Source organism: Streptomyces sp. AC1-42W, assembly GCF_003248355.1.
In the GTDB taxonomy this organism is placed as follows: Bacteria; Actinomycetota; Actinomycetes; order Streptomycetales; family Streptomycetaceae; genus Streptomyces.
The window spans coordinates 2,897,703-2,912,287 of sequence record NZ_QKWY01000002.1 but is presented as its reverse complement, the minus strand read 5'-3'; the positions used below and the strand labels follow the sequence as shown (position 1 = coordinate 2,912,287).

Here is a 14,585-nt window from a genome sequence, read left to right as displayed (position 1 = left end):
GGCACTGCCCGCTCCGCAGCCGCCCCGTTCCGCCGCGAGACACACAGGAGACCCCATGCCGTCCGACGCGACCGTCGCACCCGCTCCGGCCACCCTCCGGTTGCCGCTCTCGGTGGCCCAGCGCGACATCTGGACGGCCCATTCCCTGGACCCCACCGGCCTCAAGTACAACGTGGCCGAGTGCCGGGACATCCGCGGCCCGATCGACCCGGAGCTGGTGGGCGCCGCCTGGCGCCGCCTCACCGACGAGGCGGACGTCCTGCGCATCCGCCGCTTCGAGGACGACGGCGAGGACGTGTGGCAGCTCATCGACACCGACCGGGGCGACCGCACCCTCCCGTACATCGATGTGAGCGGCGAGGCCGATCCGGAGCGGGCGGCCTGGGACGTGCTGGACGCGATGATCGGGGCGCCCTTCGACCTGACCGGCGAGCCCCCGGTCCGCTGTGCGCTGATCAAGCTGGCCGCGGACCGCTCCTTCTACTTCTGCGGCTTCCACCACCTGGTCACCGACGGTGCGGGGCTGGGGATGCTGCTCCAGCGGCTGATCGAGCTGTACGAGCAGGCGGTCGCCGGTGAGCCGTGGGGCGCGTCCCCGTTCGGCCGGCTGGCCGATGTGTACGCCGAGGACGCCGCCTACCGGTGCTCGGACGAGGCCGCCGCCGACCGGGCCTGGTGGCGGGAGCACCTGAGTGGTGCGCCGGAGCGTTTCCCGAGCCTGATCCGGGGCTCCGGCCGGGCCGCCCCCGCCCGAGGGGCGCTGCCGTTCTCACGTCGTACGGTCCTGATCCCGGCGGCCCAGGCGGACCGGCTGCGTGCCGTGGCGCGGGCCGAGCGGGTCTCCTGGCCGGTGCTGGTGGTCGCCCTGTTCACCGTGTATCTGCACCGGGTCACGGCGCAGGACGAGTTGACGGTCGCGCTGCCGGTGCCGGGACGGACCACGAAGACCGCGCGCAGTACGCCTTCGATGGCGTCCAACATCGTGCCGCTGCGGCTGCGCGTGGGCGCCGGCGAGACGCTGCGCGACCTGGTGCGCGCGGTGTCCGCCGAGGTGAAGAACGGGCTGCGCCATCAGCTGACCCGGTTCGAGGATCTGCGCCGGGACGCGGGCACGCTCACCGGGGGCCGCAGGATGACGGGCCCGGTCCTCAACCTCATGGCGTTCAACGCCGACCTGACCGTGTGCGGCCACACCACGGTCAACCACAACGTGTCCAGCGGCCCGGTCGAGGACCTCAACGTCACGGTGTACGACCTGGGCGCCTCGGACGGCTTCCGCATCGACTTCGACACGCCCGTGGACGGGGTCGACACCGAGGCCGTCGCCGCCCATCTGGACCGGTTGGCCGCCTTCCTGGTCGCGGCCGTGGACGCGGCGGAGCCGGGTGCCCGGCGGATCGCCGAGCTGGAGGTGCTGTCGGAGGGTGAGCGGGAGCTGCTGCTCGGGCCGTGGGCCGGGGCGGTGACCGACCGGGACGACGTGTCGCTGGTGGCCCGCTTCGAGGAGCAGGTGGCACGGTTCCCGGACACGGTCGCGCTGATCGACGGCGAGCAGAGCATCACGTACGCGGAAGTGAACGCGACCGCCAACCAGTGGGCCCGGCACCTGCGTTCACGTGGGCTGGGGCGGGGCGACCTGGCCGGCATCCTGCTGGAGCGGGGCGCCACCTTCGCCGCCGCGCTCATCGCCGTACTCAAGACCGGCGCAGGGCATGTCCTGCTCGACCCCGACTTCCCGGACGAGCGGCTGCGCTCGGCGGCCGGTGAGGCGGAGATCAGCCACCTGGTGACCCGTACGGGGCTCGCGGGGCGGCTGGCGGGCCGGTGGGTGACGTGCACCGAGGGACCGGAAGACGTGACGGGCGAGGACCCCGGCAACCTCGATGTGCCGATCTGCGGTGACGACCTGGCCTGTGTGATGTTCACCTCCGGGTCCACGGGGCGGCCCAAGGGCATCGTCTCCTCGCACCGCAACCTGGTCTCCACGCTGGTGGGTCAGACCTACCTCCCGACCGGTCCGGAGGAGGTGTACCTCCAGTCCTCGCCCATCTCCTGGGACGCCTTCAGCCTGGAGTTCTGGGGGCCGCTGCTGCACGGGGCGCGGGTCGTTCTCCAGCCGGGGCAGAAGCCCGAACCGGCGCTGATCGCGGAGCTGGCGCCGAAGCACCGGGTCACCACCCTGCTGCTGTCGGCCAGCCTCTTCAACTACCTCACCGACGAACACCCCGAAACGTTCGAGTCGGTCACGACCGCGTACACCGTGGGCGAGGCGGCCTCCCCGGCCCATGTGCACAAGCTGCTCTCGGCCCGACCGGGGATCAGGGTGCTCAACGGCTACGGCCCGGCGGAGGCGATGATCTACGCCACCACCCACACCATCGAACCCAGCGAGAAGCCCCACACCGTCATCCCCATCGGCACACCGCTGGTCAACAAGCCCCTCTACGTCCTCGACACGGCCCTGCGGCTGTGCCCGCCGGGTGCGACCGGTGAGCTGTACGTCTCCGGAGACGGCCTCGCCCACGGCTACCTCAACCGCGCCGACCTCACCGCCACCGCCTTCATCCCCCACCCCTACGGCCCCGCCGGCTCCCGCCTCTACCGCACCGGCGACCTCGCCCACTTCGACTCCCACGGACGCCTCCACTACGAAGGCCGCGCCGACCACCAGATCAAGATCCGCGGCTTCCGCATCGAACCCGCCGAAGTCGAATCCGCACTCCTCACCCACCCCCAAGTCACCCAGGCCGTCGTCACCAAGCACCACGACCAGCTGTCGGCGTACGTGGTCGCCACCGATGTGTCCATGGCGGAGGTGCGTCGGCACATCATCGAGCGTCTTCCGGAACACCTCGTCCCCGCCTACCTCACCCCCCTCGACCGGTTCCCGCTCATGCCCAACGGCAAGATCGACAAGCGGGCGCTCCCCGAGCCGGTGGCGGTGGCGTCGGGTGGCCGGGCCCCGCGCACGCTGCTGGAGGAGACTCTGACGAGCCTCTTCACCAGCACGCTCGACGCGCCCGGTGAGCTGACGATCGACGACGACTTCTTCCACCACGGCGGGCACTCCATCCGCGCCGCCCGCCTCACCAACCGGATCGCCCAGGTGCTCGGGGTGCGGCTGACGATCCGCGATGTGTTCGAGAACCCGACCGTGGCACGGCTGGCGGAGAAGGTCGGCACGGAGAAGGGTCTGCCCGCGCTGCCGCCGCTGTCCGCCGGGGAGGCACCGGACCGGGAATCGGCCCCGATGTCGTTCGCTCAGCGGCGGTTGTGGCTGCTCGCGGACCTGGAGGGCAGCAGCACCGCGTACAACGTGCCGATGGCCGTACGGCTGGCGGGTGTTCTGGACACCGATGCCCTTGAGGCCGCCTTCAACGACGTCCTCGCACGTCACGCGCCCCTGCGCACCGTGTATGAGACCGTCGAGGGCGAGCCGCGGCAGCGCGTCCTCCCGGCCGGCGAGGCACGTGTGGTCGTGGAGCGTCGCGAGGTGACGGCCGACGAGCTGGACGCCTCGATGGCCGACGCCGGGCGCCGCTCCTTCGACCTGCGCGGCGAACTCCCCCTCGCGGTCACGCTGTTCCGGCTGAACGAGGCCGTGCACCACCTGGTCGTCGTGATGCACCACATCGCCACGGACGGCCAGTCGAGTGACGTGTTCGTCACCGACCTGGCCCGCGCGTACGAGGCCCGGGTCGCCGGTGCGGCCACGAGCGTCCTGGAACCGCTGCCAGTGCGGTATGCGGACTACGCGGTGTGGCAGCAGCGGGTGTTGGGCTCGCCCGACGACGCGGACAGCGTGCTGACACGGGAGTTGGACTTCTGGCGCGGCGCCCTGGCGGGGCTGCCCGAGGAGCACTCCCTGAACCTGGACCGCCCGCGCCCGGCCCGCGCCTCGCACCGAGGCGGGCAGATCGCCGTCGAGCTGGGGAACGACCTGTTCGCCCGTGTGGGCGAGCTGGCCCGCGCGGAGGGCTGCACCCCCTTCATGGTCGTCCACGCGGCCCTGGCTGCGGCACTCACCCGGCTGGGCGCCGGCACGGACCTGGCCATCGGCTCCCCCGTGGCCGGCCGCACCGACGAAGCACTCCGCGACCTCGTCGGCTTCTTCGTCAACACGCTGGTCCTGCGCACCGACACCGGCGGCAACCCCACCTTCCGGCAGCTCCTGGAGCGCGTCCGCACCACCGACCTCGACGCCTTCGCCCACCAGGACGCACCCTTCGACCTCGTCCTCGATGCCCTCAACCCCACCCGCACCCTCTCCCGCCACCCGCTCTTCCAGGTGTGTCTCACCCTGGAGACCGGCACGCCCGTGCTCGCGCTCGACGGTGTGCGGCCCGCCGCCCTGCAGACGTTCGCCAATGGATCGGCCAAGTTCGACCTGGAGTTCCTGCTCCGCACGGACGACGGTCAGGGCCTGAGCGGGATGGTCATCTTCGCCGAGGATGTGTTCGACCAGTCCACCGTCCAGCGCATGGTGACCGTGCTCGGCAAGGTCCTGCGCCAGGCACTGGCCGACCCGGAGACACGCCTCGGTGAGATCGAGGTGCTGTCGGGAAGTGAGCGGGAGCTGCTGCTCGGGCCGTGGGCCGGGGCGGTGGCCGACCGGGAAGACGTATCGCTGGTGGCCCGCTTCGAGGAGCAGGCCGCCCGCACCCCGCAGGCCATCGCCCTCATCGACGGCGACACGCACATCACGTACGCCGAACTCAACGCCACGGCCAATCAGTGGGCCCGGCATTTGCGTTCACGCGGCCTGGACCGCGGTGACCTGGCCGGCATCCTGCTGGAGCGCGGCGCCACCTTCGCCGCCGCGCTCATCGCCGTACTCAAGACCGGCGCCGGACACGTCCTGCTCGACCCCGACTTCCCGGACGAGCGGCTGCGGTCCGCCGCCGAGGAAGCCGCCATCAGCCACCTCGTCACCCGTGCCGGACTCGCCGACCGCCTCTCCGGGGTGTGGACGACCTGCACCGAGGGGCCGGAGGACGTAACCCACCAGGACGCGAGCAACCTTGATGTGCCGATCTGCGGTGACGACCTGGCCTGCGTGATGTTCACCTCCGGGTCCACCGGACGGCCCAAGGGCATCGTCTCCACGCACCGCAACCTCGTCTCCACGCTGGTGGGGCAGACCTACCTCCCGACCGGTCCGGAGGAGGTGTACCTCCAGTCCTCGCCCATCTCCTGGGACGCCTTCAGCCTGGAGTTCTGGGGTCCGCTCCTCCATGGCGCACGCGTGGTGCTCCAGCCGGGACAGAAACCGGAGCCGGCACTGATCGCGGAGCTGGCGCCCAAGCACCGGGTCACCACCCTGCTGCTGTCTGCCAGCCTCTTCAACTACCTCACCGACGAACACCCCGAAACCTTCGACTCCGTCACCACGGCCTACACCGTCGGCGAGGCCGCCTCGCCCCTCCACGTGCACAAACTCCTGACCGCCCGGCCGGGGATCAGGGTGCTCAACGGCTACGGCCCGGCGGAGGCGATGATCTACGCCACCACCCACACCATCGAACCCTCCGACGAACCCCACACCGTCATCCCCATCGGCACACCCCTGGTCAACAAGCCCCTCTACGTCCTGGACAGCTCGCTCCGGCTCTGCGCGCCGGGTGCGACCGGTGAGCTGTACGTCTCCGGAGACGGCCTCGCCCACGGCTATCTCAACCGGGCCGACCTCACCGCCACGCACTTCGTCCCCCACCCCTACGGCCCCGCCGGCACCCGCCTCTACCGCACCGGTGACCTCGCCCACTTCGACGCCCACGGACGCCTCCACTACGAAGGCCGCGCCGACCACCAGATCAAAATCCGCGGCTTCCGCATCGAACCCGCCGAAGTCGAAACCGCACTCCTCAACCACCCCCAGATCACCCAGGCCGTCGTCACCAAGCACCACGACCAGCTCTCCGCCTACGTCGTCGCCACCGATGTGTCCATGGACGACGTCCGCCGACACATCGTCGAGCGTCTTCCGGAACACCTCGTCCCCGCCTACCTCACCCCCCTCGACCGATTCCCGCTCACGCCCAACGGCAAGATCGACAAGCGGGCGCTCCCCGAGCCAGTGGCGGTGGTGAGCAGCGAGCGCGCGCCGCAGAGTCAGCTCGAAGAGATCGCGGTGGCCCTGTTCAGCCAAGTGCTGGGCACCGAGGGCCCGGTGGGGGTCGAGGACAGCTTCTTCGCCCATGGCGGGCACTCACTGCTGGCGGCCCGGCTCACCAACCACCTGGCCGACGCCCTGGACGTCCGGCTGACCATCCGGGACGTGTTCCAGCACCCCACGCCCGCCCGCCTCGCGCAGTACATCGCCTCGTTGCAGGGGCGGCCCGCGCTGCCGACCCTGGTTGCCGGGGAAGCGGGTGACGGCTCCGACAGCCCGCTCTCGTTCGCCCAACGCAGGCTGTGGTTGCTGGCCGAGCTGGACGGCGCGAGCACCGCGTACAACGTGCCGATGACCGTACGGCTGACGGGTACGCCGGACGTGGACGCGCTGACGGCCGCGCTCAACGACGTGGCCGCGCGCCATGCTCCGCTGCGGACCGTGTTCACGACGGTCGCCGGTGAGCCGCGGCAGCGCGTACAGGCGGCCGACCGGGCCGGGATCGTCATCGAGCGCCGGCCGTCCACGCCGGAGCGGCTGGACGACGACCTGGACGCGGCGACCCGGCAGCGTTTCGACCTCACGACGGAGAGCCCGCTCCGGGCCACCCTCTTCGACCTGGGTGACGGGCAGCACCCCGTCCTGTTCCTGCTCTTCCACCACATAGCGACGGACGGCCGCTCGGCCGGTGTGTTCTTCGACGACCTCTCGCGGGCCTACGCGGCGCGGGTCGCGGGTGCCGAGGCGAGTGTCCTGGAACCGCTGCCCGTGCAGTACGCGGACTACGCGGTGTGGCAGCAGAAGGCGCTGGGGTCGGCCGACGACGCGGACAGTGTGCTCGCCCAGGAACTCGCCTTCTGGCAGGACACCTTGGCGGACCTGTCGGAGGAGCACGGCCTGACCCTCGACCACCCGCGCCCCGCAGCCGCATCGCATCGGGGCGGCCAGGTGGAGGTGTCCCTCGGGGACGACCTGTTCGTGCGCGTCGGTGAGCTGGCCCGCACCGAGGGCTGCACCCCCTTCATGGTGCTGCACGCGGCCCTGGCGGCGGCGCTCACCCGGCTGGGCGCCGGCACGGACCTGGCCATCGGCTCCCCCGTGGCCGGCCGCACCGACGAAGCACTCCGCGACCTGGTCGGCTTCTTCGTCAACACGCTGGTCCTGCGCACCGACACCGGCGGCAACCCCACCTTCCGGCAGCTCCTGGAGCGCGTCCGCACCACTGACCTGGACGCCTTCGCCCACCAGGACGCACCCTTCGACCTCGTCCTCGACGCCCTCAACCCCACCCGCACCCTCTCGCGCCACCCCCTCTTCCAAATCTGCCTCGCCCTGGAGGCCGGAGAGGCGCCAGCACTGGACCTGGGTCATGGGGGCACGGCGGAGGTGCGGGGGCTGACCAACGGTTCGGCCAAGTTCGACCTGGAGTTCCTGCTCCGCTCCGACGACAACAAGCGCCTGCACGGCGTGGTGGTCTTCGCGGAGGACCTGTTCGACCGGGAGACCGTGCAGCGCATGGTCGCCGTGCTCGGCGGGGTGCTGCGCCAGGCCCTGGCCGACCCGGAGACACGCCTCGGTGAGCTGGAGGTGGTGTCGGACACGGAGCGGGAGCTGCTGCTCGGGCCGTGGGCCGGGACCACCGCACCCGTCGAGGACACCTCACTCGTCGCCCGCTTCGAGGACCAGGCCGCCCGCACCCCGCAGGCCGTCGCCCTCATCGACGGCGACACGCACATCACGTACGCGGAGCTGAACGCCACCGCCAACCGCTGGGCCCACGCGATGCGGGCCCGTGGTCTGGGGCGCGGTGAGGTGGCCGGCGTCCTGCTGGAGCGCGGCGCGGTCTTCGCCGCCGCCGTGATCGCCGTGACCAAGGCCGGGGCCGGCTACACCCTGCTCGACCCGGACTTCCCGGACGAGCGGCTGCGGTCCGCCGCGAACGATGCGGGCATCACCCTGCTCGTCACCGACGACGTCCTCGGGCAGCGAGTGGCAGGCGGCGACCCCTGGAACGTGGTCTCCGTCTCCGGTGGGGCGCCGGCCGACGCGTCGGACAGCAACCCCGGTGTGCCGGTCCGAGGCGACGACGTGGCATGCGTGATGTTCACCTCGGGGTCCACCGGGCGGCCGAAGGGCATCCTGTCCTCGCACCGCAACCTGGTCTCCACCGTCACCGCCCAGACCTACGGCACCTTCGGGCCCGGCGAGGTCTTCCTCCAGTGCTCACCCGTCTCCTGGGACGCCTTCAGCCTCGAATTCTGGGGCGCGCTCCTCCACGGCGGCACGACTGTCCTCCAGCCCGGACAGAAGCCGGAGCCCGCCCTCATCGCGGAACTGTCCCAGCGCCACGGCGTCACCATGCTCCAGCTCTCCGCCAGCCTCTTCAACTACCTCACCGACGAACACCCCGAAGCATTCACCACCGTCACCACCGCCTACACCGGAGGCGAAGCCGCCTCCCCCACCCACATCCACCAACTCCAGCAACTCTCCCCCCACACCACCATCGTCAACGGATACGGCCCCGCCGAATCCATGGGCTTCACCACCACCCACACCATCGAACCGAGCACGCAGCCCCACCCCACCATCCCCATCGGCCGGCCCCTCACCAACAAGACCGCCTACATCCTCGACACCAACCTCCAACCCGTCCCACCCGGCGTCACCGGCCACCTCTACCTCACCGGCCACGGCCTCGCCCACGGCTACCTCAACCGCCCCGACCTCACCGCCACCACCTTCATCCCCAACCCCCACGGCACCCCCGGCACCCGCCTCTACCACACCGGCGACCTCGCCCACTACGACACCCACGGCCACCTCCACTACAACGGACGCGCCGACCACCAACTCAAAATCCGCGGCTTCCGCATCGAACCCGCCGAAATCGAAACCGCACTCCTCACCCACCCGGACATCACCCAAGCCACCCTCACGGTCCACCACGACCAGCTGTCCGCCTACGTCGTCACCGACTCGGACACGGTCACGGCGGAGGACGCACGGCAGCACCTGGCCGAACGGCTGCCGGAGCACATGGTTCCCGCCTACGTCACCGTGCTCGACCGCCTCCCCCTGACGCCCAACGGCAAGATCGACAAGCGGGCGCTTCCCGCGCCGGCCGTGATGGTGAGCAGCGCGCGGGCGCCGCAGACCCCGCTCGAAGAGGTGACGGTCGCCCTGTTCAGCCAGGTGCTGAGCACCGAGGGCCCGGTGGGGGTGGACGACAGCTTCTTCGCGCACGGCGGCCACTCCCTGCTGGCGGCCCGGCTCACCAACCACCTGGCCGACGCCCTGGACGTCCGGCTGACCATCCGGGACGTGTTCCAGCACCCCACACCCGCCCGCCTCGCCCAGCACATCGGCACCCTCAGCGGCCGGCCCGCGCTGCCCCCGCTCACGGCGGGCGCCTGGGACGGCGACGGCGACGCGCCCCCGTCCTTCGCTCAGCGCCGGCTCTGGCTGCTGGCCGAACTGGACGGCGGCAGCGCCGCGTACAACGTGCCGATCGCCGTGAGGCTGACGGGTGACGTGGACGCCGAGTTGCTCACCGCCGCCCTGCACGACGTGGTCGCACGCCACACTCCGCTGCGGACCGTGTTCTCGACGGTGGACGGCGAACCGCGCCAGCACGTGGTGCCGGCCGCACGCGCCCAAGTGCCCGTCGAGCACCGCGCGGTGGCCTCGGGCGAGCTGGACCGGGCGATGGCCGACGCGGCACGCCATGTCTTCGACCTCCACGACGAACTCCCGGTCCGGGCACACCTGTTCACGGTGGACGACGACTCATCGGTGTTCCTCCTCCTGCTCCACCACATCGCGACGGACGGCCGGTCCACCGCTGTGCTCTTCGACGACCTCTCACGGGCCTACGAGGCTCGGGGTGCCCGGGCCGATGTCAGCGTGCTGGAGCCGCTGCCGGTGCGGTACGCGGACTACGCGGTGTGGCAGCAGCGGGTGCTGGGGTCGGCCGACGACGCGGACAGTGTGCTCGCCCAGGAACTCGCCTTCTGGCACAAGACGTTGGAGGGTTTGCCGGAGGAGCACGCGCTGAATCCGGACCGGCCGCGCCCGGCCCGCGCCTCGCATCGGGGCGGCCAGGTGGAGGTGTCCCTCGGGGACGACCTGTTCGTACGCGTCGGTGAGCTGGCCCGTGCGGAGGGCTGCACCCCCTTCATGGTGCTGCACGCGGCCCTGGCGGCGGCGCTCACCCGGCTCGGTGCCGGCACGGACCTGGCCATCGGCTCCCCCGTGGCCGGCCGCACCGACGAAGCACTCCGCGACCTCGTCGGCTTCTTCGTCAACACCCTCGTCCTGCGCACCCACACCGACGGCAACCCCACCTTCCGCGAACTCCTCAACCGCGTCCGCACCACCGACCTGGACGCCTTCGCCCACCAGGACGCACCCTTCGACCTCGTCCTCGACGCCCTCAACCCCACCCGCACCCTCTCCCGCCACCCCCTCTTCCAAATCTGCCTCACGCTGGAATCCGGTGGAACGCCGGAGCTGCGGCTCGGAGAGGCCCGGGTCAGCGCGGTTCCGGCGGTGACGAGTGGGGCGGCCAAGTTCGACCTGGAGTTCCTGCTCCGCACCGAGGACGGCCAGGGTCTGCGGGGCACGGTTCTCTTCGCGGAGGACCTGTTCGACCGGGAGACCGTCCAGCGCATGGTCACCGTGCTCCGCGAGGTGCTGCGCCAGGCCCTGGCCGACCCGGACGTGCGGTTGGACCGCCTGAAGGTGGTGTCGGACGCCGAGCGGGAGCTGCTGCTCGGGCCGTGGGCCGGGACCACCGCACCCATCGAGGACACCTCACTGGTCGCCCGCTTCGAGGACCAGGTCGCCCGCACCCCGCAGGCCATCGCCCTCATCGACGGGGACACGCACATCACGTACGCGGAGCTGAACGCCACCGCCAACCGCTGGGCCCGCCACCTCCGTGCGCATGGCCTCGACCGGAGAGACCTGGCCGGCATCCTCCTCGAACGCAACGCCACCTTCGCCGCCGCGCTCATCGCCGTACTCAAGACCGGCGCAGGGCATGTCCTGCTCGACCCGGACTTCCCGGACGAAAGGCTGCGGTCCGCCGCCGAGGAAGCCGCGATCAGCCATCTCGTCACCCACGCCGGACTCGCCAACCGCATCAACGGGGCCTGGACCACCTGCACCGAGGGGCCGGACGACCTCGCCGCCCACCGCGCGGACAATCTCGGGCTACCGATCCGGAGTCAGGATGTCGCGTGCGTGATGTTCACCTCGGGGTCCACCGGGCGGCCGAAGGGCATCCTCTCCTCGCACCGCAACCTGGTCTCCACCGTCACCGCCCAGACCTACGGCACCTTCGGGCCCGGCGAGGTCTTCCTCCAGTGCTCACCCGTCTCCTGGGACGCCTTCAGCCTCGAATTCTGGGGCGCGCTCCTCCACGGCGGCACGACTGTCCTCCAGCCCGGACAGAAGCCGGAGCCCGCCCTCATCGCGGAACTGTCCCAGCGCCACGGCGTCACCATGCTCCAGCTCTCCGCCAGCCTCTTCAACTACCTCACCGACGAACACCCCCAAGCATTCACCACCGTCACCACCGCCTACACCGGAGGCGAAGCCGCCTCCCCCACCCACATCCACCGCCTGCAACAACTCTCCCCCCACACCACCATCGTCAACGGATACGGCCCCGCCGAATCCATGGGCTTCACCACCACCCACACCATCGAACCGAGCACGCAGCCCCACCCCACCATCCCCATCGGCCGGCCCCTCACCAACAAGGCCGCCTACATCCTCGACACCAACCTCCAACCCGTACCCCCCGGCGTCACCGGCCACCTCTACCTCACCGGCCACGGCCTCGCCCACGGCTACCTCAACCGCCCCGACCTCACCGCCACCACCTTCATCCCCAACCCCCACGGCACCCCCGGCACCCGCCTCTACCACACCGGCGACCTCGCCCACTACGACACCCACGGCCACCTCCACTACAACGGACGCGCCGACAGCCAGGTGAAGATCCGGGGCTTCCGCATCGAACCCGCCGAAGTCGAGGCCGCGCTCCTCACCCACCCGGACATCACCCAAGCCACCGTCACCACACACCGCCGCCAGCTCTCCGCGTACGTGGTGACCGGTGCGGACGCGGTGACGACCGAGGAGATCCGCCGGCACCTCGTCGAGCGGTTGCCCGAGCACATGGTGCCCACCTATCTCACCGTCCTCGACCGGCTCCCGCTCACGCCCAACGGGAAGATCGACCGGCGCGCCCTGCCCGAACCGGCGGCCGTCGTCTCCCAGGGGCGCGCGCCCCGTAACCCGCTGGAAGAGACCCTGGTCGGTCTCTTCGCCCGGACGCTGGGTGCCGAGAACGCGCTGAGCATCGACGACGACTTCTTCCACCACGGCGGCCACTCGCTCCTGGGCGCCCGCCTCACCAACCACATCGCCGTCTCGCTCGACGTCCGGCTCACCGTCCGCGACGTCTTCGAGCACCCGACACCGGCCCGGCTCGCCGAGCACATCACCGCGTTGAAGTCCGCCCCGGCCGCCGGGGCCAAGAAGGCCCGGCCCGCACTCCGCCGTCGTACCGAGACAGAACGGATCAGCTCATGACCTCCGCATCCCCCGCACCCGAAGACGTCGTCTGGGACCTTCCCGGTGACGGCCCGCACCGGCTGTCGCTGCTGGTGCTGCCCCACGCCGGGGGCAACGCCCACGCGTACGGCGGCTGGCGCGAGCACCTGCCGGCCGATGTGCGGCTGCTGATCGGCCAGTATCCGGGCCGTGGCGCCCGCTACTGCGAGGAGCTGCCCCTGTCGGTGGACGACCTGGCGCAGCCCGTGGTGGATTCGCTGCCCGCCGACACCGGTGAGCTGGTGGTGCTGGGGCACAGCATGGGGTCGCTGGTCGCGTTCGAGGTGGTACGCGCCCTGCGGGCCGCCGGCCGCAGCCCGCGGCTGCTGGTCGCCTCCGCGTGCCGGGCCCCGGTGCTGCCGAACCAGTGCCCCGTGCACCCGGAGCTGCTGGACGACGACCAGTTGGTCGCCGCTATCAAGGAGCGCGGCGGCACCGACGACGGCATCCTGGACGATCCGGAGCTGCGGGAGATCGTCCTGCCGTCGATCCGCGCGGACTTCGCGATCGACGACGCCTACCGGTGCACCGCCCCGGACGCCCGGCTGGACTGCCCGGTCGCCGTGTTCGGCGGGGACGCGGACCCGATCGTGCCGGCCGAGATGCTCGCCGGCTGGTCGCTGGTGACGGGCCACGAGGTCGTGCCGCAGGTGCTGCCCGGTGACCACTTCTACTTCCAGCAGGACCTGGCCGGCTTCTTCGCCCGGCTGAATCCGGTCCTGGACGCCCTGCGCGACTCCGCCGCCGCGTCCGCGTAACCCCTCCCCCCCTTCCGACCCCGCCCCAGCAAGCCGAGAAAGAGGAATTCACCGTGACCGCTCTCGCCCAGCCGCCCGCCACCGGTATCGCTCCCGTCCGGGAGCCCGGCAAGCCGGTGATCGTCCATACGCCGGAGTTCGGCTCCATGGCGGAGGCCACCGCGTGGCTGAACGCCCAGCGGGCCGCGATCCAGGCGGAGTTGCACCGGTCCGGTGCGGTGATGCTGCGCGGGCTTCCGGTCCGGGACGCGGCCACGTTCGCCGAGGCGCGGGACGCGCTGGTCGCGGAGCGGGCCGGGTACAAGGAGAAGGCGACCCCGCGCACGGACTTCGGTGAGGGCGTGTTCTCCTCCACGGACCTGCCGGCCGTCCAGCCGATCCGGCTGCACAACGAGAACAGCTACACGCTGGACTTCCCCGGTGTGCTGCTCTTCGGCTGTGTCACCGCGCCCGAGACCGGCGGCGCCACCACCGTCGGGGACATGCGGGCCGCGCTGGCCCTGCTGCCGCCGGAGCTGACCGCGCGGTTCGCGGAGGCCGGCTGGCTGCTGGTGCGCAACTACTCGGAACTGGCGGGGATGCCGTGGCGCAAGGCGTTCTCCTCGGAGGAGCCGGCCGGGGTGCGGGAGTACTGCGACGCGCACGCCATCGGCTACGAGTGGCTGGACGAGGACAGCCTGCGCACCCGGCAGCGGCGGTCGGCGATCATCACGCACCCGGTGACCGGCGAGCGCGTCTGGTTCAACCACTTCGCGTTCTGGAACGCCCGCAGCCTGGACGAGGACGTCCGTGAGGTGCTGGTCGAGACGTTCGGCGCCGACGGGCTGCCGTTCAACACCTACCTCGGCGACGGCACCGCCCTGACCGACGCGGAGGTGGACGCCATCAACGACGCGTACCAGGCGGTCACCGTACGGGAGAGCTGGCAGGCCGGTGACGTGATGCTCGTCGACAACATCCTCTGCGCGCACGGCCGCGAGGCGTTCAGCGGGGACCGGAAGATCCTCGTCGCCATGGGTGAGCCGGTGCCGCTGTCCGACTGCTCGCCCGCCTCCGCCCCCTCCACCACCCTGTACGGAAAGTGAGCG

3 protein-coding genes are annotated in these 14,585 nt (G+C 71.3%); all 3 read left to right on the top strand.

The window, feature by feature from the left end:
• Positions 1 to 55: 55 nt before the first annotated feature.
• The 3 genes from DNK56_RS30830 to DNK56_RS30820 are packed head-to-tail and all read left to right on the top strand — an operon-like array spanning position 56 to position 14,582.
• Complete coding sequence (locus tag DNK56_RS30830) at positions 56 to 12,718, top strand: non-ribosomal peptide synthetase (protein WP_158558460.1); 12,663 nt, start codon at positions 56 to 58, stop codon at positions 12,716 to 12,718.
• Positions 12,715 to 13,497, top strand: coding sequence for a thioesterase II family protein (locus DNK56_RS30825; RefSeq protein WP_111339051.1), 783 nt, complete (start codon positions 12,715 to 12,717; stop codon positions 13,495 to 13,497). The genes DNK56_RS30830 and DNK56_RS30825 overlap by 4 nt, the downstream gene beginning before the upstream one ends.
• Before the next feature lie 53 nt (positions 13,498 to 13,550).
• A complete protein-coding gene (locus DNK56_RS30820) occupies positions 13,551 to 14,582 on the top strand; it encodes a TauD/TfdA family dioxygenase (RefSeq protein WP_111339050.1) in 1,032 nt (343 codons plus the stop codon).
• Positions 14,583 to 14,585: the final 3 nt, after the last annotated feature.

Excerpts from the sequence above, each read along its gene's own strand:
- DNK56_RS30825 (WP_111339051.1), top strand. The coding sequence starts at position 12,715 with ATGACCTCCGCATCCCCCGCACCCGAAGACGTCGTCTGGGACCTTCCC.
- DNK56_RS30830 (WP_158558460.1), top strand. The coding sequence starts at position 56 with ATGCCGTCCGACGCGACCGTCGCACCCGCTCCGGCCACCCTCCGGTTG.